The sequence below is a fragment of the Promicromonospora sp. NPDC060204 genome, assembly GCF_042728455.1.
In the GTDB taxonomy this organism is placed as follows: Bacteria; Actinomycetota; Actinomycetes; order Actinomycetales; family Cellulomonadaceae; genus Promicromonospora.
The window spans coordinates 19084-37417 of the sequence record NZ_JBHWZO010000004.1; the positions used below are offsets into that span (position 1 = coordinate 19084).

Below are 18334 nucleotides of genomic sequence, written 5' to 3' on the forward strand. Positions count from 1 at the left end.
GCAACAACGAGCCACCAACTTGCCATGTCCTGGCCTCGGAGGAGGTCACCCCCATGTCGATTCGTTGCGTATACGCAACTCGGGTGGCGAATGTTGCAATGCCTCTACAGGCTTGAGCCATGAACCTTCTGACTGCCCGAGCCGAGCCCGTCCACCGGACCGGTGAGCGATGAACATGTTCCGGCGCACCGAGTCCGGCCCCGAGGGGTTCGAGGACGTCATCGACGAGATCACCGAGTCGATCCGCCGCACCTTCACCGGCATCGTCGTCGACCATCTGGAGGATCTCCTCGCCCTGCCGGACCGCCACATGTGCGTGGTGGACCGGCACATGGAGCTGATGGAGGACGAGCGCGACTACACCGTGGACCTGCTGCTATTCCATGTGACCCAGCTGCGTTACATAGCGATCCAGGTGCACGTCGGCCGCTTCAATCCTGTCCTGATCGGCCGCACCCGATACACGGTGTCGCTGGTGGACGACCTCGTCCGCATCCCCGAGACGCACCGCCCCACGGTCGGGATCCTGCTCTGCACCGACGCGCCGGCTGACCAGCTGGCAGGCCCGGTCGCCGTCACCCTGTACGACGAACTGCCCGACGTAGAACAGGCGGATCTGCCGCTCCCGCTCGAGCTCACCGCGCTCGTCGACCGCTGCCTCGACACCACGACCGCCAAGCACGCGATGTCGTGAGCGTCGAGAGCGCGGTCGGCGTCAGCCGCCGTAGAGGTCCTCCACCAGACGCGCCCTCGCCTCCAGGATCTCCAGGCTGCCCGACGACGACGCCGTGGTCGCCTCCCCCGGCACGTCGCGCCAGGTGGGCTCACCGGCCAGGCGGAACTGACCGCTCCAGGTGGTCGTGAGCGAGATGGTCGCCGTGCCCTGCTTCGCGTAGGCGTGCGCGATGGTGTGGGCGGGGTACGGGGCACCCGGGTCGGTGGTGCTCAGCGGAGCCGTGCCGTCGCCGAAGTCCCAGGAGTAGCTGCTCGGGACTGCACGGATATCCACAGGGATGCCGAACAGTTCGGTGCTGACGGTTCGGGGTTCCCGATCGGTGAAGGCGATGGTGTCGGCGTTGACGAGCGTCCAACCGTCCGGCGGCTGCACGTTCACCTCCGACGGCGCGATCTGCATCTCCTGGAACGCTCGTGCCGCAGCGGCGGGGATGTCGACCTGACGACGCCGCTCGGCCAGGCAGGACTCGTCCTCGACCAGTGCGGCGTCTGACCACTCGCCCGACATCTGACGCTGCTCGAACAGGGCGCCGACTGCTTGTTCGTCGTCCTCGCACTCGATGCCCTCATAGGCGAGCCGGTGGCCCTCGTCGCACGACTCGGCGAGCACGGTGGCGCCCCCGAGGTCACGCAGGAAGCACAGTGCGGGAGTGATGCGCCATTGACGTACCGGGGGCGCGGACTGGTCGGAACCACCACCCGCAACCGATCCAACAGCGGGTGCATGATCCGGTCCGGGCACAAGCAGTTCAGCAGCCACGTGGACGGATTCGTCCGCTGTCGCGCCCCCCAGCGTTACCCGTTCGTCGCCAGGGGACGGCGCAAGGGCTAGGGCCGCCATAAGTCCAAGCGTCGCTACAAAGCTCATCAGTCGAGTCCCGGAATCGGTGCGACGGCAACCATTACCCAGTCGCCATCGCTTCGGCCAACTTCGATGCGTCGCTCGAGCACCTCCCGATCGGCGTCCAAAACGACACCTCCGTCCGCGGCAGTAATCAACTGCGCCTCCTGGACGATTCTGGAATCAAACGGGTAGATCCCTGTAACCTCATCGCGCTTGTACTCCGTGATGATCTGCACCGTCGTCACTCCACCTCGAAACGTCTCACCCTCGTCTTGGATTGCTCGAGCCTGGCCGGCCAGCTCAGCACAGAACCCGCACGCCCGGTGCGACATCGCCTCGAACTCCTCCGTGTCCCCCGTGGCCATCACGTACGGGTAGAGCTCGATGAAGTACTTCGCCGCAGCCGCAGCCCCCTCCGCGTCCTTGCGCTTCATCGCTTCGGGACGCTCCGGCTTGGCCGGCAACGACGGGGAAGGGCTCGCGCTGGCCGCAGGCGTTGAAACGCCAGAAGGGGCCGAAGAAACGTCAGGATCCGGCGGCGAGCCCGTGCACCCCGTCAGCGCCAGTCCGGCCGTCACTATCAGCCCGGCCGCGCGCATCACCATGCCGCTCATCCCCGCACCCCGCCCCCTCGGCCACGCCGTTGCGTATCCGCAACGGCCGGGAATGACGCTAGCCGGGGCCCCGGGATCCGGAAAGTGGGCCTTGTGGAAAACCTTGGGGACAGTGCACATCGCGGCCCACAGGAAGGGCGCCCCGTACCCGACATTTATATTGATATCACCGCTAATAGGTGGCCAATATGAGTTTCAAGTAGCGGATCGCCATGTTCCTCTACAGGCTTGCCACCATGACATCTCATCGCGTCGACATCACCGCGCCGCGGCCGACGAGCCCGGAATGAACAGGTACACCGTGGTCGCGTACCGCGACGACCAGCGTTGGACGCTGCGCGCGGTCGGCGTCCCCGGCGCCGTCAGCCAGGCGGTCTTCCTGGACGACGCCGAGGCCGCCCTCCGCACCCTGCTCGCCAGGCTCACCGGTGAGGACGCCGAGAGCTTCGCGATCGACCTCGCGCCGATCCCCGGCCCGGGCGGATTCGACTGAGCGCAACGAGACACGGACAGCAGACGTTGTCTGCTGTCCGTGTCTCCGCCCCTGCGGCAACGCTGGCCCGACGTCAGCCCCCGGTGCGCTCCCGCCGCCGCTCCTGCTCGTCCACCTGCGCCAGCAGCTCCTCCGTGTCCGGCTCCGGCTCCATGGCGAGCTGCTCCAGGTGATCGCGCAGCCGGTCCACGAGCCGGCCCACCGCGTCCCGTCGGCCGGAGGCGATCTCCGCGCGGATCCCGTTGCGCCACGAGCGCTCGTCCACCGGGTCGGCGAGCCGCCCCACCTGGGACGCGTGCCGCGCAGTCGCCACGTCGCCCTCCAGGAGCGCGCGACGGGCCACCTCGTGGGACACGTCCACCACACCCGACGAGATCGTGTGCATCAGCTGCTCGGCCCACACGTACTTGCGCAGCGGCACGCCCTCGAACGGCTTGCCCCGCACCATGTCCAGCGCGGCGAGCAGGTCCGACGTCGGCGTCTGCGTGAGGTCCGGGCCGACCAGGTCGCAGAACTTGTGCCAGTCCGTGGCGACCCCGCGCAGGCGGTAACCGGCGGACTCGACGTCGGCCTGACCGCCGTCGTCCGCGGACCAGTAGCGCGGCAGGTACTCGAAGCCGCTCGGGTCGGTGCCCAGCCAGCGACGCGCGCGCGACACGGCGGAACGCCGGGTCGCCAGGTTCGGCTCGCGCGAGGGCCACAGCGCCTTCGAGATGTCCGAACCGCGCGAGCCCGGGTTGAACGCCAGGAACGCGATCAGCTCGGTCGCCTGCCGCTGGTGCGTGGACGGCAGCTCCACACCCGTCGTCCCGGCAAGCTCGACGTTCCCCAGCACCCGCACGATCGGCGGCTCGACCACGAGCGGCTCCGGGGCCGGTTCGGCCGGCCCCGAGGTCTCGGCCGGCCCACCCGTCCCGACGACCGGCGTCCCCAGCGGCGGGGTCGCCACGCTGACCGCGGCGCGCGCCCACGGCGAGAAGCTCTCGGGCAGTCTGCCGTGGGTCGCCGGGGCCGCCGGTCCGGCCGCCGTCCCCGTGCCGTAGGCCGACGGCGCGAGCGTCGTCGCCTCGCCGACCGCCACGTCCGAATCCGCGGCACCAGCGCGGACAGCTTCCACAGGGATCTCCTCGAGCGTCGGTTCGGTGCGGTCGATCGAGCGGCTCCACTCGGGGCCGGGCGCGGTCTCGGGCTCGGCCAGCAGGGCCAGGGCCTGTGCATAGGTCTCGGCGTCGAGCTGTTGCGGGCGCACCGCGATGTAGGCCGGCATGAGGATGCCGCGGGTGGTGTCGCCGTTGGTCAGGTCACCGGTCAGGTCGAGCACCCAGTCCCCCACCTCCGCGCTGGACGTCACGGCCGCGATCCCGACGCTCGGTACGCGCTCGACGAGACTCTCCAGCCTGGCGCGATCGGTCAGGCCGAGCCGTTCGCCGACGAGCAGGATCTCCGGCGTCCAGGCATCGGTCGCCAGCCCACGGCCGCGCGCTTCGGCCACGGAGGTCGCTCCGACCTGCGCCAGCGTACGGTCGACGTCGGCGGCGCGCGCCTCGAGCTCGCGCACGATCTCCGTGAGGCCCGCGACGTGCCGCACCCGTCCCGTGTCCACCACGCCCGGCAGGTCGCCGAGCGTACCGACCACGGTGACCTGCAGGTCGTCCGCCCACAGGCTCGTGGCCAGCTCGACCGCGAGCGCCGCGAGAGTGGCCTGCGCGGCGGCGTCCGTGCCGCGGATGTCTAGGCACGCGAGGTTCTCGAGGTCGAGCATGAGGTGCGCGTCCTCGTCGTCGTGGCCGACGGTGACGAGGGCCGGGTAGGGCGCCTCGCCCTCCTCGGTCGCGGTGGCTCCTGCAGAACCGACCTGCGCGGCCGCCTCCGCGTCGCCCGCCGCGAGCTGCCAGATGAACCGGTCGGTCGTGCTGGCCCAGGGTTCGGGCAGGTCGGAGGCGCGGTCGAGGTAGAGCTCGACGAACTCGCCGCTCCTCAGCCGCGCGATGCGCACCCCCGGCAGCGGCAGGCCACGCTCGCGATGCCACGCGGCGAGGCTGCGCAGCGCGCGGTCCACCTGGTCACGTCCGAAGGGGTCCTCGACGCCGTGCAGGTCGCGTTCCAGCGCCCCTGCGGGCGTCTCCGGCCCGGGTACGACGACGGTCTCGCCGGGTTCACGACCCTTGCGCACCCGCCGCCGTTTCACGGCGACCAGGGCGAGCAGCCCTGCGGCGAGCAGGCCGCCGACGCCGGTAGCCGTGCGCACACCCACCGACTCGTCGAGGTCGTCCACGAGGTCGGATGCGACGTCGGCCGCCGAGTCCAGGAGCGACAGGTCGCTCGCGGCAGCGGTGGTTGCGCCCGCCACCGTCGTCCCGGCCGTCACGGCGCCGCCGGACTCGGCGTCTGGCTCCGCAGGAGCACCGGCCTCCACCGGTGCCGCCGCCTCCACGGGCGGCGACGACTCGACGGCGACCTCGGGAACGGACTCCCCCGCGACGGGCTCGTCGCTCGCGATGTCCTCGGGCAGCACGTCGTCCGCACCCTGGGGCGAGTCGATACGCGCGCCCCCGACCGCGGTCGGCTCCACCTCGTCCTCCGGGGCGGGCTCCTCGATCACGCCCTCCAGCGCGTTGCCCGTCGCCGGCTGGTCCTCGGCTGCCGGGTCGCTGCCCCAGGTCGTACCCTCCCCGGACGACGTCTCCTGCGCGGCCGGCTCGTCGGCGGCCGAGCCGTCGGTGGCCGGCTCGTCGCCCTGGTCCTGCGGAAGGAGCTCGTCGGCGATCAGCCCGCTGCCGGGGATCGACTCGTCGAGCGAACGGCCCCGTGGCGCCGACTGGTCCGGCTCGAGGTTCGGATCGTTCTCCAGGTCCTCGGGCGTGACCTCGTCGTACTGGGGCCCCTCGGTCTCCTGCGGTGCGGGCGGGGCCTGCGGGACGAGGTTGCCCTCGGCGGTCTGCTCGGGCTTCGGTTCGGGCTTGTCGCCCTCGGTGGCGGCGTCGCCCTTGCCGGCGTCGCCCTTACCGGCGTCGTCCTTGGCGGAGTCCCGGCCGCCGATACCGGCCGTACCGGTCGCGACATCGGCGGGGTCGGGCTGGCCGGCACCATCGCGGCCTGCGTCGTCCCGCCGCTCGCCGGCCGCACCGTCGGCCGGCGACCTCGGGGCGGCGTTCTGCCCGGCACGGTTCGGCTCGTCGGCGGCCGGGGCCTCCCCGGCCGGCTGCTCGCCGGCAGGTCGCTCGTCCGACGGCGTCTGCTCGTCCTGCACGACGTCGTTGCCCGCGCCGCCCGGCTCCTCGATGTCCTCGGGCTCGACCTCGACCGTGCCCTCGGGCGTCACCTCGGTGGACGGTGTGGCCGGCTCGGGCGCGGGCTCCTTCGCGTCGGCACGCTGGCCGATCCTCGTGGCGCCGACCGCTGCTGACACGCCGCCGTCGGCCTGGCCCTCGTCGCCCGGTTCGTCGGCCTCCGGCGCGGACCCCGTCTCGCCCGGCGCCGCGGCATCCGAACCAGCGGCATCGTCCGCGGCGTCCGACCCGGCGTCCGACCCGGCCGGCTGCTCCGCACCCGCGTCCGCGGGCTCTCCCTCGGACGCCGACTCGTCGGTGTCGTCCGGCGTCGGCTGCGCGGCGTCGTCGCCCCGCGTGCCCTCGTCCGGCGCGGCCTCCCCGGCGCCCGGGACGGTCACGGTCCAGCCCGGGTAGATGAGGTCGGGGTCGGTGAGCCGCTCCCCGCCCGGCTGGTCCGTGGCACGTGACGCCTCGAAGACCTCCGGGTACTTCGTGCCGTCGCCGAGCTCCTCCTCGGCGATCCCCCACAGGGTGTCGCCCGGCTCCACGACCACCTCGGCCGCGGCCTTCCCGGAGTTGGTCACGTCGACGGCGTCCCCGTCGTCCGCGCCCGCCTTCGAGGGACCGATCCCGACGGGATCGTCGCCGTCCGTGCCGGTGAGGACGACGTCGGCGCCCCCGGCGGCCTCCGCGGGCAGCCGCAGCACCCAGCCCGGCTCGATCCAGTTGCCGGCGTCGAGCGCGTTGCCGTCGGCCTGCGGCACGCCGTAGTTCAGGTCGGCGATCTGCTTGAACCGCGCACCGTCGCCCAGGGTCTGCTCCGCGATCCGCCACAGCGAGTCGCCGGGCTGCACGGTGTAGGTGGGCGCCGGTGCCTCGTCCGCGCCTGTCTTCTTCTCCGTCGCTCTCGTGGAGACGTCGGCCGGCAGGACCGCCTCCGACGAGACCGGCGCCGTCACGACGGTCCCGGTCTCGGCGACCTCCACCGGCGTCGTCGCCGCCATGGCGGGCGACACGGACGGCGCCGCGACCAGCATCGTGATCACCGCACCCACGAGCACCGCCGCCGCGCGCTGCTGCGCGCCGAGCCCGCGCACGTGCGGTGACCGGCGTCCGCGCAGGGCCGCGACCACCTCGACCACCACCGCGATCGCGAAGGTCAGCCACGCGAGCCAGCCGACGATCTTGATCAGCCCGATCAGCACCGAACCGGTCACGTCGGGGCTGCTCAGGATCGAGATGATCTGGCCCACGCTGACGGGTCCGGTCCAGATCGGCCCGCCGAGCACCCACAGGCCCACCGGGATCCCGACGACGAGCGCGCACAGGAGCAACGCCGCGCCCAGCCCTCTCAGCACACGCGCGCCGGTACCCCGCCGCGGTCCGCCGGGCTCACCGGTCACCGCACGACCCTGGACTGTCGAGGTGCTCATCAGGATTCCTCCTGTCCTATGCCGCGGACCGCCCGCGCCTCGGCATCGGCCGTGACACGGAGCGAGCTGATTCCGATCAACGTCAGGAACGTCGTCTTGTAGGTGACCTGAGTGCCCACGGTGACGGTGGCGCCGTTCACGCCGGTCAGCCCGCCCTGCACTCCCAGCGCGCCGAGCGTGTCGGCGGCAGCCTGTGTCGCGCGCGCGGGATCCACCTCAGGGGGCAGTCCCATCTGCGCACGGTCGATCCGGATCTGCTGTGCGGCGGCCCGAGCCGCCTGGTCCGCGGCGTACTCGGCCTCGTCCTCGGCGTGCAGTCGCCCGCCGCCGTCGACCACGAGACCGATCGCGATGATGAGCGCCGGCACCATGCCGGCCGCGAGGATGTTGATCTCGCCCCGCTCCCGCACCCGTCGCGCTCCCGCCGGCGTCGCCGCCGTCCGCCCACGCCGTACCCACATACGCCCAGCCCCCCTGGTCATGACCGCCCCCGATAGGCGTCGAGCACCGACGTCCCGGTCGCACTGATCGTCCGCGAACCGGGCGCGCCCGGCAGCCCGAGGTCGCGCAGCGGCACCACGCACTCCACCCGCACCGTGATGGTGCCGACCGTCCCCAGCGGCAGGTCGAACGCGTCCGTCGCCGGCCGGACCGACGTCGACGAGCACCTCACCCCGGAGTTCACCAGCGTCGACGTCGCCGTCGACGTCGCCTGCACCCCGGCCACGGCCGCCGTCCGGCTGATCGACGCCGCCCGCGCGGCCTCGTTCGCGGCCGACTGCACCACGCCCTCGGCCAGCACGATCCGGCCCGCCATGATGAGGAGCAGCCCGATCAGCAGCAGCACGGGAAAGATCACGGCGGTGTTGATCGCCACGTTGCCGCGCTCGTCCGAGCCCCCGCCGGACCCGCTCATCAGCCGTTCACCGCCGACGTGAAGCGCTCCACGGGCCCCGTCGCCGACTGCTCCACCCGCAGCCCGCGGAAACCCGGCACGATCGACGGCGCCAGCCCGGTCACCGTCGCGGTGGCCATCTCCTCGCCACGCGTCACGGAGACCCGGACCGAGGCGAACGCATCGCCCCCGCGCGCGAGCCGCGAGGCGGCCTCCGCGTACCCCGAGTCGACGCTGCCGCCCTCCACGCGCGCGGCCTGCACCGCACCGTTGGCCACGGACTGCGCCGTGTTCTGCGCGTGGAAGTAGAGCACCCCCTGCACCATCCCGAAGATGAGCATCAGCACGATCGGGTAGGTCAGGACGGTCTGCAGGGAGGCGGCACCGCGCTCGTTCATCCGCTACATCCCTAGAGCTGAGACATGTACTCGTCGACGAGGCCCTTGATCGCCGCACCGAGCGCGATCGCGATGCCGAGACCCACGACGGACAGCACGACCACCTCGATGGACTCCAGGCCGGCGTCGTCGGGCTCGCCCGCACGACCGGCGGACAGCCGACGACGGAGCTCGGCCGAGCGCTCGGCGAAGCGGGCGTTGAGGGCGTCGACGCGACCGCGCGCAGCGGCCGCGCGCAGCGACGCCCGCGCGGCGACTCGCGACGCCGCCGTCCGGCCCTGGCTCAGGTGCTGGTTCATGGTGACTCCTGGGGTGATGTCGACTTCAACAAATGGGTAAGAAGCGGCTCGTGTGACACCGCGACGCCGCCGGGGGGCGAGCCGGCTCAGGGTGCAGTCTGAAACATAGTGACCCCGATTGGAAAGATGAGCATCAAAAAGTACACAAATACGGTAAGTGTCCCAGGGACGGTCATCCGGACCGTCGCGTCGTGCGCGAGCTGCTGTTCGACGTCGAGCTGCGCGTCCCGCATCGCGGCCGCCTTGGACTGCAGCTGGTCGTGGATCGCCGAGCCCTGGGTACCCGCGAGCTCCACGATCGAGGCGACCTCGCCCAGCGCGTCCACCTCGACCTCCTCGCCCAGCTCGCGCAGCGCCACCCACGGCGCCTGCCCCTCCCAGCGGCTGCGTTCGAGCGCCGCGGAGATCCGCCGGAACGGCCACGACTCCGCGACCTGCGCCGCGGCGAACGTCGCCTGGGTGGCGCCGGCCCCGGAGACCCGCTCGATCGCGAGCAGCTCGAGGTAGGTCGAGACGGCCCGCGCGAACTCCTGCCGGGCCCGCCTGGCCTTCGACCGAGCGTCGAGATCGGGCAGGAACCAGGCGCCGAGCGCGAGCACGACCGCAGCCCCGAACGGCACCGAGACCGGCATGCCGAGGTTGAGCAGCCCGACGCACAGCCCGAGGAAGGGCACCGCCACCAGCACGATCACCGTGCCGAGCGCCTTCTCGCCGTAGTGGTCGGTGGCGGTCTTGCCGATCAGGTCCAGGTCGGCCCGGGTCGGGCCGCCGCGCCCCAGCAGGGAGAGCGGCAGCCTGCGCTGCGCCCACGCCCCGAACACCTGCGTGTACCGCTGGGTCGCGGTGAGCTCGGTGCCGTCGGACACCGTGATGGGCTCGACCTTGTCGTCGCCGCTCATCCGGTCGAGCGCGGACTGGAGCCGCGGGGTCGACGGGAGGAGCTCCCGCACCACGAGGAACAGGCCGAGTCCCGCGACCAGGCCGCTGCCGATTGCCCAGGGCCACATGTCAGACCTCCCGCTCGTGCGGCAGGAACCGCGGGATCGGCTGGCCAAGGCTGATCTTGCGCATCCACAGCAGGCAGACCACGTACGCGCAGAACAGCACCACGGCCACGACCTGACCCAGCGGCGAGTCGTACCCGCTCAGGTACCCGGACATCGCCGTCGCGACCAGCACCACGAGGGTCACGATGGTCACCCAGCGCACCGTCGCCCGGCCGGTCGCGCGCTCGGTCTCGATCTCGCGCCGCGCCTTGGCCTGCGCCGACAGGGACTCGGCGAGCTGCCGGAGCGCGGGCGCCACGGCGCCGGTCCGGTTGTCCGACTCCAGGATCATGGCCGACGCGATCATGTCGGCCGAGTAGTCGTCCATCTCCTCCGCCCAGCGGTACAGGGCGGGCTTGATGGGCTGGCGCGCCTCCAGGCGCGCCACCAGGCGCGCGAGCGAGGGCCGCACGGACGGCGCGGCGCTGTGGAGCGTCGCGGCGATCCCCTGCTCCAGCCCGACGGCGCCGCCCGACAGCACGCCGATGAGCGAGCGCACCCAGGCGGTCAGGTCGGTCAGCTTCTCCACCTCGTTGGACTGGGTGGTGGTGCGGAACAGCGACGGCAGGCCCACGATCAGCACGGGCACGATGAGCACGAGCGACCACCAACCGGTGACGATCCCGACCACCAGGCCCACGGCCGCGCCGATGCCCAGGATCTTGCGCTGCGGGTAGAGCGGCCCGCCCTTGGTCAGGCCCAGCAGGCGGAGCAGCCCATGGAACGGCGGGGTGGTGCGCTTCGGTCTCGGCGTCGGCTCGTACCGCTGCACGCCGACGACGACGAACCACACCCCGAGCCCCAGGCCGAGGCCGGTCAGCACCGCGATCAGGGTGGTCATGCGGTCTCCCAGAGCCCGTCGCGGTAGTTCAGCAGGCTCGCGTCGAAGCCCTCGGCCTCCAGGTCGGCGAGGAACGACGGCGTCACCTTGGGCACCGCGCGACCCCCCGGCCCCGGTTCGAACACGTCCGTGATCGCCACCGGGTTGCCGGCCTCGCCGCGCGTCACCTCGATCACCTCGGAGACGTAGCGGACCCGTCGCCCGTCGCCCTCGGAGTCGACCCGGAGGAAGACGATGAGGTCGATCGACTGCGCGACCTGCCGGTACGCGTACGTCTCCGACAGCGTCGAGTCCTGTACGGCCATACCGACCAGGCGTTCGACGACGTCGCGCGCGCCGTCGGCGTGCACCGTGGACAGCGAGCCGTTACCCATCTGCATGGCCTGGAACATGGACACGATCTCGGGCCCGCGCACCTCGCCGACGATGACGCGGGAGATGTTGTGCCGCAGGGACTCGTACACGTTGACGTTCGTGTTGATCTCGCCCACGCGGCGGCCTGACGTGTTCATCTCGCCCGAGCCCTCGCGCGTGCGCAGCGCGACCACGCGCTTGTGCTTGTCGGGCTCGAGGTGCAGGTAGAGCTCGTAGTCGGTCTCGATCGTCGCGATCGACTCCCACGGGTCCAGCCCGGCGCAGAGCGCGCGCAGCAGCGTGGTCTTGCCGCTGCCCTGGCCCTGGCCGGACACGACGATCGACTTGCGCGCGCGCACCGCCGCCGTGAGGAACTCGACCAGCACGGCGTCGATGGTGTGGTTCTCGCGCAGCAGGTCCAGGTCGACCGACTGCAGGCGCTGCAGGCGGATGGTGACGCGCGGCCACGGGACCACCCAGCCGACGGCGGCCAGCCGCACGCGCCCGGGCAGGTCCAGGTTGAGGAACGGGTTGGCCCGGGTGAACGACCGCTCGTTCGCCGGGTCGCGCGCCGCGAGGAACTGCAGGAAGTCGATGAGCTCCGCGTCGGAGTCCGCGATGGGCTCCGCGTACATGCGGCGCCCGTCGCCCATCAGCAGCAGCACGGGCGCGGTGCCCGTGATCTCGATGTTCTCCACGTCGGGCGTGTCGATGAGCGGCTGGAGCCGGCCCAGGCGGAACAGCGCGTCGAACAGCGCGCGCGTCACCTCGACCTGGTACTCGGTGGTCCAGTTGCGCTGGCCGCCCGACAGCAGGGCGTCGTTGTGGTCGCGCACCACCTGCTGGATCAGCTCCTGGCCCAGGGCCTCGCGCTGCTCCTCGTCCAGCTCGCGCGCCGCGAGCGCCGTCGTCAGCCGCGAGGACACCTCGCCGCGCAGGCTGTTGACCTGGCGCCAGAACTCGGAGTCCCGCAGCCGCGGGTTGCCGGGCTGGCCGTGGTACTCCCGTTCGGCCCGGGCCAGCGCCCCGACCCAGGGCGAGGTCCCGCCGCCCGACGACGGCGGCGTGCCTCCCGCGGGTCGTGCGGGCCCGGCGCCCCCGGGGTCGACGGTGCGGGTCCCGCCGTTGCCCGGCTCCGCGGCCGGCGGGGTCCAGGTGTTCTGCACGGCGGCAGGGCGTCGGCCCGGCATGGTCTCCGCATCGGTGGCAGGGGCACGACGCGGAAGGGCCGGGGCCCGGTCGTCCGCGTCGTGGAAGATCGGCAGGGAGGAGAGGTCGGGGAACTCGGGTGTGCTCACGCGTCACCCCTTCCGTCGCCCTGCCACGGTCCGGCACCCTGCACGCTCCATGACGCGGAGCGGGCGCTCGTGCCGGACTGCTCGGGCGGACGCCGCGGTCCGGTCCCTCGGCCTACCTCGCGCGGCCCGGTGGAGAACCGGGCGCGCCGCTTCTCCGTGCGGTCCTGGAGGCGGGAGATGACCGGGGCGGCGGAGCGGACGAGCGGGGACGTCGAGTACCGCCGTCCGGCGGGCGAGCCCACCGACAGCACCTCGGCGTTCACCGGGTCCCAGGCGAGCGAGCCGACGGTGCCCAGGCCGAGCGTCCGCGCGATCTCGTTCGCGTCGTAGGGCCGGCCGGGACCGATGGTCAGGGCCGTGAGGTTGGTGAGGTCGCGCGCCGCGGCGTCGACGACGGACGTGCGGGACTTGACGAGCTCGCGCGTCACCGCGATATCGGGCAGGCGCGACCCGGTGGTGATCAGCACCTGGTCCGCGAGCCGGACGATCGGCTCGCGGTCCTCGCGCACGGCACCGCCGGTGCCGAGCCGGCCGAGGTCGACCAGCACGTCGATGCCCCCGCGCTCCAGCGCCACGAGCTGGTTGGCCAGCGGCCCCCAGAGGTTCGCGACGGCGGGTGCGGTGTGCGGGCTGACGATGCCGGGGAGCAGCTTCTTGTCCGGATCGTTTCGAACGAGGGGAATCGTCTGCTCCCAGAACGCTGCCTCGAGATCTCCGTGGGAGTGCGCGATCGCGAGGGGTTGCAGGCCACGGTCGTGCGGGAGCTGGCCGCGGAAGTAGCCGGCCAGGATCGACGACCCGGCGAGGTCGGCCTCGACGAGCAGCACCGGGCGGGGCCACTGGAGCGCCAGCACGAGGGCCGCCGTCGTCGTGCCCGGCGAACCCTTCGCGTTGGCCAGGGCGATGAGAGCCACCGGATCACCCGGCCCCGACGGCGTCGATGACGATGGCGACCCGGCCCGTCGCGGCGCGGGCCGCGAGAGCCGCCGCGTTGCCCGAGGCCACCTGCACGTCGACGACCGTCTGGTCGCCGAGCGCGGCGTCGCCCGAGACCCCGATCACCGTGGCGGCGATGGCGAACGGCGCCTCCACCGGCGGCTCGCCGCCGGTCGCGGGCGTCTCGACGACGCGCACGGAGTCGCCGGCGTGCAGCTGGCTGGTCGGCATCTGGCTGGGCGTCAGCGCGATGCCCACGATGGACTGGCCCGACGGGGGCGCGAGGTCTGTCACGACGCTGTCGGGCGTCAGCAGCTGCCCCTTCTTGAGGTCGGCCGCGGCGAACTTGACGTCGGCCACCTGCTCGAGCTGTTCGGCCGGGATCGACTCGAGCAGGGTCGGCCCGTTGGGCAGGTCGACAACGGTGATATCGGCCGCGGTGACCTTCGTGCCGCGCGTGATCTCTTTGTTGACGGCCAAGGCCTGGTGCGTCGCACCCTGCGAGGTGGTCACATAGAGACTCGCCAGCACGCTCAGTGCCACGAGCGCGAGACCTAGGGCGATGAGGGCGGGCCGGCGTCGGGCGCGCGTGGGTTTGAGCGGCCCGGGGGGTGCGGGTCGCTGGGGTCTTGTCGCGGACCGGGCCTGCTGTTCCTGGTTCGCGACCTTCGTTCCACTGCTCACCGTGCCGTCTCCTCCGAGCCCATCGACAAAGTCCGCCAGGGGTCTTCCCGGAGCGGAACCCGTCGAGGATCCCATGCCTGCGCCTGTCTCCACCGTGCTCCCGCCCGTGCTGTCGAGGGCTCCTGCGGTGTCACACGCGTGTCACCGCAGGTAATCCTCATCCAGACGGGCGGACCCGGCAGGTTGAACGCTAATCAGCGTTCCGGGTGCTCGCTAGGTCAAGGAGACTTCAAAAGTGTGGAGATGGCTTGAATATTGAGTGACCCTCAGACAATCCTTCGATGGCACGTCAGAACCACAGTTGTGGCATTGACTCTGCAGGTCAGGCATGAGATAGCGAGTCTCTGCCGGTGTCGGGGACAGAACGAGAGGGCCCCGCTGGCGGTGGGACCCTCTCGCGATGAGGCGAACTTCGGACGACTTCAGGGCATCACGCACCCCCCAGTGCTCAGCCCGTCGGCCGTCGTCGTCCCTCACCATCCCGTTCGCCCGGTTGTCCCCCAGACAGACCACCGGACTGAACGGCTTCCGCCAGCCGTCGCACTGCGCGACTCGCCCGCTGGCGCAAGGCTGCGTGCGAGATGCCCAGCTCGTGGGCCACCCGCCGCTGATAGTTCCCGCGACCCGAGCCGAGCTCGGCGTACTCCGGGAGATCGGGGTCCGGCGCGTAGAGCCGCGCCAGAAGTGCTGACTCGTCCCGCGTGAGGACGTCCTTGTCCAGCCCCCACGCGATGACGTCGAGGACCTCGCCCGTCGGGCCCAGGGACAGGCTCGCGAGCGAGTAGACCGCGTCGGGGCCGGGCTCGGGCAGGGTCGGCCGCTCGAGGACGGTCAGCATGTCCGTGTCGGTGGGGATCTCCGCCACCTGGGGACCGCGGCTCGCCCGGCCGCCCCGGGCGTGCGGGGCCCGGTCGCCGACGACGCGCGTCAGGGTGTGCCCCTGCAGCCGCATCGCGACCCGGCTGCTGCGCTCGAGGTCGTAGTGGGTGATCGCGTCCCACATCGCGGCGGCGGCCTCCTGCTCGAGGTCCTGCACGTCCGGGTAGTGCCGGCGCGACCGGCGCACGATGGTGCGGACCGCGGGCAGCATGCACTGCAGCACCGCGCGCCCTGCGGCGAAGCTGCCGCTCGCGTGCTCGACGATGAGCGCGTACAGCACCTCGTCCGCCTCGTCGGGCGCGAGCCGCACGGGCTCGCCCCGCCGCAGTCCCGCGAGCCGGGGGAAGCGTGCGACGAAGCGGTCGATCTCGGTGGCGAACGATCGCGTACGGACCAGGTCTGCCCAGTCGTGGTCAAGCTCTCGCATCAGCGTTCCTGATGCCGGCGCCGGTGTGCGTGCAGGCATGGCGGTTCCCCCCTCCGTCTGCCCCGAGTCCATCGGGAGGGTGTTGCCCGCCACTGTTGCCCGCACCCTCCGGGCCCCTGTGACCTGCGTCACACTCGGCCAAAACCCCTGCTCGACCGATGTCACACGAACACATCACCAGCCATTTGTGCTGAGCAGACGCAACTGACGGATCAACGGGAGAGGCGAGATGAGCAAGGACGAGCTCGACCAGGCGCCCGGCGCCGGACTCGGCAGCACCGACCTGAGCAGTACGGACCTGCAGGCCGCGGACCCCGGTCCGACGGCCTTCGACCACACGTGGTCGCTGCTCCGGGACACCGCCGAGGTGCACGCCGCACGCGGTGAGGTGGCGCCCGTGGTGCGCGACCTCATCGCATCGCTCGCCGAGGACCCCCTCGGTGAGAACGACACGACGATCCGGCTGACCGAGGCGCTCGACAGCCCCCGTGTGCGCAGCGCACGCGAGGCCCGCGCGCGCATCCGGGCGGACCTGCAGAACGAGGTGCACACGCGATGAGCTCGCTCCTCGTGCGCCGTCGGGGCAAGAAGGCCGCCAAGCCGGCCGAGCTGCCCGGCCCCGCCGACGGCGCCACCGGCACCGCCTCCCCCTGGGCGGGCGGTCCCGACCGGCCCGCGACGCCGTCGTCGGGCGGCGGAGGTGCGGACGACGACCCGCCGCCCGCCGTCGTGGAGTGGTCCAACGGCCCCGCCCTGGCCACCAAGGCCTGGGGGGCGCTGCTCGCGCTGGCGCTGCTCGCCGGTCCCGCGGCCCTGGTGTGGACCGCGCTGCGGCCCGCGCCGGCCCCCGTCACCGCGGTCGCCGGCGCGGCGAGCACCGCGCAGTCCGCCGCCGCGACCGAGCGCGCGGTCGAGCTCGTGGAGACCTGGCTGCGGGCCGACAGCAACGACAAGCAGCTCATCGCCTCCCTGACGAACGCCCCGGTCGGAACTCTCCCCCAGGAGGGCCAGACCATCCGCGACTCGTCGGTGGCACAGGTCGAGGAGGCGGAGAACGACGTCTGGTCCGTGACGGTCGGCGTCGACGTCGCCGAGCCCGCCCCGGGTTCGACGCCTCCGCCCGCGGACGGCCAGGCGAAGGAGGGCGAGCAGGCCGAGGTCCCGCTCGTGTGGGTGCGTCGCTACTTCCAGGTGCCGGTGCTCGTGCAGCGCACGGACACGAGGTACTCCGGACCGGACCTCGCGGTCACGGCCCTCGCGCTGCCGTCGCCCGTCCCCGGACCGGCGGCCGTCGCAGAGGCTCCGGACCTCGGCTACTCCGAGACCATCTCCCCGACGTCGCCGGCGGGCCAGTCCGTGGCCGGGTTCCTCGCGGCCATGGTCGCGGGCGACGGCGAGATCACGCGCTACCTGCGCCCCGGCACCTCCGTCTCGGCCGTGACCCCGGCCCCGTACACGGCCGTGGCCGTGACGGGCATCAAGGGCTCCCACGAGGTCACGGAGAACCCGGCCGACGGCGACGGGACGCACGCCCTGACCACCGTCGAGCTCACGCGGCTCGACGGCAACAAGACGACCGCCCAGTACGTCCTCACGCTCGTCGCGCGGGACGGCCGCTGGGAGGTTGCCGGCGTTGAGCCGGCTGTCCGTATCGACACGACGCCAACCGGCACGACCGACCCCGGCAGCGCCGGGGAGTAACGAAGGAGAGAACCATGATCAGCGAGATCGTTATGGCCGACGGCTTCCTCGACCTCATCACCGTGAAGTCCGAGGAGGTCAAGAGCGCGATCGAGTCCGTGACCTTCGTGGTCGTCATCCTCATGGTCGTCATCACCGCGGTGAAGACCAAGATGTCGATCGCGGCCATCCTGATGTCCGCGATCGTGGGCGGGATCGTCCTGTGGCTCGTGAACGGTGGCATCAACGTCACCTCCGAGCTCGCCAAGGACGAGTTCGACTCCGCTCCGGCGATCGTGAACACGCAGACCGTCCTCTGACGGTCGCGGGAGCAGGGCAGCAGGTCAGGAACATGGGCATGGCGCTGGGGGCAAGGCACAGGGTTGGTCGGACGGGCGCATTCGTGCGCCCGGCGTGTGGTGAGGAGGGTGTCCGGTGACCGAGACCGCGAAGTTCTACACGAAGGCCCGACGCATCCCCATGCTCGTGGGGAAGCTGCCCAGCGGCGGGCGCATCTGGGGTGGTCCGTACACCATCACCCAGGTGGGAGCGGGCGCCGTGGTGGCGTTCGCCCTGTGGAAGACCGCCCCCCTGTGGGCGCAGCTCGGCGGTTTCATGAACATCGTGGTCGCCGTCGGTGTGGTCGTCGGGGTGGTCTGGGCCACCGGCAAGCTGCCGAGCTCCGGGCGCAACCCGGTCGCGTTCGTCATGGACGCGATGAACCTGACGTCGAGCCCGGGCCGGCTCGTGGGCGGGCAGGTGTCCCTGCCCAAGCCGCGCCTGCTGACGCACCGCGTCATGGTCGTGGTGCCGGGCGCCGCGGTCCGGAGCGAGCGGCTCGCCGAGCCGACGCCGCGCCCCGTCGCACCCGCCGTGCCGGTCGGGACGACGCGACCCGTCGTCGTGCAGCCGGTACCGACCGAGCTGCTGCCGGAGCTGACCAGCCGCGGTCCCGCGGACGCGACGTTCGAGGGCCGCCGGCTCGACCCGGGGCCTGGCCCGCAGACCGGCCGCCAACCAGGACGGCAACCGGACCCGCAACCCGCCGCACCACCCGGCAGACGCTCGCCCGCTGACTGGGCGGCAGCAGCCGCGACCGCGGCGGCGGACCGCAGGAACGCCGACCTCACCGGCGTCGGCCAGCTGCTGGCCGGGAAACCGAAGAACACCGACCGCCCCGCACCGACCACCCCGCGAGAGGACTGA

19 protein-coding genes are annotated in these 18334 nt (G+C 72.1%); 6 read left to right on the forward strand and 13 right to left on the reverse strand.

Annotated features, from left to right (window positions below; all coding sequences use genetic code 11):
- The first annotated feature begins 169 nt into the window (after positions 1-169).
- Positions 170-694, forward strand: a complete 525-nt coding sequence (locus ACFWEJ_RS01035; protein ID WP_377227340.1) for a PDDEXK nuclease domain-containing protein — start codon at positions 170-172, stop codon at positions 692-694.
- Between the two features lie 21 nt (positions 695-715).
- Here ACFWEJ_RS01035 and ACFWEJ_RS01040 read toward each other — a convergent pair whose 3' ends face one another.
- Positions 716-1345, reverse strand: a complete 630-nt coding sequence (locus tag ACFWEJ_RS01040; protein ID WP_377227341.1) for a PKD domain-containing protein — start codon at positions 1343-1345, stop codon at positions 716-718.
- Positions 1346-1602: 257 nt separating this feature from the next.
- The gene (locus ACFWEJ_RS01045; RefSeq protein ID WP_377227342.1) at positions 1603-2193 is read right to left on the reverse strand and encodes a DUF6318 family protein; all 591 of its coding nucleotides are present in this window, start codon (positions 2191-2193) and stop codon (positions 1603-1605) included.
- Between the two features lie 286 nt (positions 2194-2479).
- Here ACFWEJ_RS01045 and ACFWEJ_RS01050 point away from each other — a divergent pair, with 286 nt between their 5' ends.
- A complete protein-coding gene (locus ACFWEJ_RS01050; RefSeq protein ID WP_377227343.1) occupies positions 2480-2686 on the forward strand; it encodes a hypothetical protein in 207 nt (68 codons plus the stop codon).
- Positions 2687-2759: 73 nt separating this feature from the next.
- Here ACFWEJ_RS01050 and ACFWEJ_RS01055 read toward each other — a convergent pair whose 3' ends face one another.
- The 11 genes from ACFWEJ_RS01055 to ACFWEJ_RS01105 form a co-directional block, all read right to left on the reverse strand.
- Complete coding sequence (locus tag ACFWEJ_RS01055) at positions 2760-7391, reverse strand: LysM peptidoglycan-binding domain-containing protein (protein ID WP_377227344.1); 4632 nt, start codon at positions 7389-7391, stop codon at positions 2760-2762.
- Positions 7391-7801: a pilus assembly protein TadG-related protein gene (locus ACFWEJ_RS01060; protein WP_377227345.1), complete on the reverse strand. Its 411-nt coding sequence runs from the start codon at positions 7799-7801 to the stop codon at positions 7391-7393. Before ACFWEJ_RS01060 ends, ACFWEJ_RS01055 begins: the two co-directional genes overlap by 1 nt.
- Before the next feature lie 68 nt (positions 7802-7869).
- The gene (locus ACFWEJ_RS01065) at positions 7870-8307 is read right to left on the reverse strand and encodes a TadE/TadG family type IV pilus assembly protein (RefSeq protein ID WP_377227346.1); all 438 of its coding nucleotides are present in this window, start codon (positions 8305-8307) and stop codon (positions 7870-7872) included.
- Positions 8307-8684, reverse strand: coding sequence for a TadE family protein (locus ACFWEJ_RS01070; RefSeq protein ID WP_377227347.1), 378 nt, complete (start codon positions 8682-8684; stop codon positions 8307-8309). Before ACFWEJ_RS01070 ends, ACFWEJ_RS01065 begins: the two co-directional genes overlap by 1 nt.
- Before the next feature lie 11 nt (positions 8685-8695).
- On the reverse strand, positions 8696-8983 hold the full coding sequence (locus tag ACFWEJ_RS01075; RefSeq protein ID WP_377227348.1) for a hypothetical protein: 288 nt from the start codon (positions 8981-8983) through the stop codon (positions 8696-8698).
- A gap of 86 nt (positions 8984-9069) precedes the next feature.
- Positions 9070-9990 (reverse strand): hypothetical protein, encoded by a 921-nt coding sequence (locus ACFWEJ_RS01080; protein WP_377227349.1) that lies wholly within the window; start codon positions 9988-9990, stop codon positions 9070-9072.
- A 1-nt stretch (position 9991) separates the two neighbouring features.
- A complete protein-coding gene (locus ACFWEJ_RS01085; protein WP_377227350.1) occupies positions 9992-10870 on the reverse strand; it encodes a type II secretion system F family protein in 879 nt (292 codons plus the stop codon).
- Positions 10867-12522, reverse strand: coding sequence for a CpaF family protein (locus ACFWEJ_RS01090; protein WP_377227351.1), 1656 nt, complete (start codon positions 12520-12522; stop codon positions 10867-10869). Before ACFWEJ_RS01090 ends, ACFWEJ_RS01085 begins: the two co-directional genes overlap by 4 nt.
- A complete protein-coding gene (locus ACFWEJ_RS01095) occupies positions 12519-13436 on the reverse strand; it encodes a hypothetical protein (protein ID WP_285100533.1) in 918 nt (305 codons plus the stop codon). Before ACFWEJ_RS01095 ends, ACFWEJ_RS01090 begins: the two co-directional genes overlap by 4 nt.
- A 4-nt stretch (positions 13437-13440) precedes the next feature.
- On the reverse strand, positions 13441-14142 hold the full coding sequence (locus tag ACFWEJ_RS01100) for an SAF domain-containing protein (protein ID WP_377227352.1): 702 nt from the start codon (positions 14140-14142) through the stop codon (positions 13441-13443).
- Between the two features lie 448 nt (positions 14143-14590).
- Positions 14591-15448: a hypothetical protein gene (locus ACFWEJ_RS01105; protein ID WP_377227353.1), complete on the reverse strand. Its 858-nt coding sequence runs from the start codon at positions 15446-15448 to the stop codon at positions 14591-14593.
- A gap of 229 nt (positions 15449-15677) precedes the next feature.
- Between ACFWEJ_RS01105 and ACFWEJ_RS01110 the strand changes: the two genes are divergently transcribed.
- The 4 genes from ACFWEJ_RS01110 (at position 15678) to ACFWEJ_RS01125 (ending at position 18334) form a co-directional block, all read left to right on the forward strand.
- Positions 15678-16007 (forward strand): hypothetical protein, encoded by a 330-nt coding sequence (locus tag ACFWEJ_RS01110; RefSeq protein ID WP_377227354.1) that lies wholly within the window; start codon positions 15678-15680, stop codon positions 16005-16007.
- Complete coding sequence (locus tag ACFWEJ_RS01115; RefSeq protein WP_377227355.1) at positions 16004-17149, forward strand: hypothetical protein; 1146 nt, start codon at positions 16004-16006, stop codon at positions 17147-17149. Before ACFWEJ_RS01110 ends, ACFWEJ_RS01115 begins: the two co-directional genes overlap by 4 nt.
- Before the next feature lie 14 nt (positions 17150-17163).
- The gene (locus ACFWEJ_RS01120; RefSeq protein WP_377227356.1) at positions 17164-17448 is read left to right on the forward strand and encodes a hypothetical protein; all 285 of its coding nucleotides are present in this window, start codon (positions 17164-17166) and stop codon (positions 17446-17448) included.
- Positions 17449-17563: 115 nt separating this feature from the next.
- On the forward strand, positions 17564-18334 hold the full coding sequence (locus ACFWEJ_RS01125; RefSeq protein ID WP_377227357.1) for a hypothetical protein: 771 nt from the start codon (positions 17564-17566) through the stop codon (positions 18332-18334).

Bases quoted from the DNA above. Each gene is read 5' to 3' on its own strand.
- ACFWEJ_RS01035 (WP_377227340.1), top strand. From the start codon at position 170: ATGAACATGTTCCGGCGCACCGAGTCCGGCCCCGAGGGGTTCGAGGAC.
- ACFWEJ_RS01045 (WP_377227342.1), bottom strand. From the start codon at position 2,193: ATGAGCGGCATGGTGATGCGCGCGGCCGGGCTGATAGTGACGGCCGGA.
- ACFWEJ_RS01050 (WP_377227343.1), top strand. From the start codon at position 2,480: ATGAACAGGTACACCGTGGTCGCGTACCGCGACGACCAGCGTTGGACG.
- ACFWEJ_RS01055 (WP_377227344.1), bottom strand. From the start codon at position 7,391: ATGAGCACCTCGACAGTCCAGGGTCGTGCGGTGACCGGTGAGCCCGGC.
- ACFWEJ_RS01065 (WP_377227346.1), bottom strand. From the start codon at position 8,307: ATGAGCGGGTCCGGCGGGGGCTCGGACGAGCGCGGCAACGTGGCGATC.
- ACFWEJ_RS01070 (WP_377227347.1), bottom strand. From the start codon at position 8,684: ATGAACGAGCGCGGTGCCGCCTCCCTGCAGACCGTCCTGACCTACCCG.
- ACFWEJ_RS01075 (WP_377227348.1), bottom strand. From the start codon at position 8,983: ATGAACCAGCACCTGAGCCAGGGCCGGACGGCGGCGTCGCGAGTCGCC.
- ACFWEJ_RS01080 (WP_377227349.1), bottom strand. From the start codon at position 9,990: ATGTGGCCCTGGGCAATCGGCAGCGGCCTGGTCGCGGGACTCGGCCTG.
- ACFWEJ_RS01085 (WP_377227350.1), bottom strand. From the start codon at position 10,870: ATGACCACCCTGATCGCGGTGCTGACCGGCCTCGGCCTGGGGCTCGGG.
- ACFWEJ_RS01105 (WP_377227353.1), bottom strand. From the start codon at position 15,448: ATGCGAGAGCTTGACCACGACTGGGCAGACCTGGTCCGTACGCGATCG.
- ACFWEJ_RS01110 (WP_377227354.1), top strand. From the start codon at position 15,678: ATGAGCAAGGACGAGCTCGACCAGGCGCCCGGCGCCGGACTCGGCAGC.
- ACFWEJ_RS01115 (WP_377227355.1), top strand. From the start codon at position 16,004: ATGAGCTCGCTCCTCGTGCGCCGTCGGGGCAAGAAGGCCGCCAAGCCG.
- ACFWEJ_RS01120 (WP_377227356.1), top strand. From the start codon at position 17,164: ATGATCAGCGAGATCGTTATGGCCGACGGCTTCCTCGACCTCATCACC.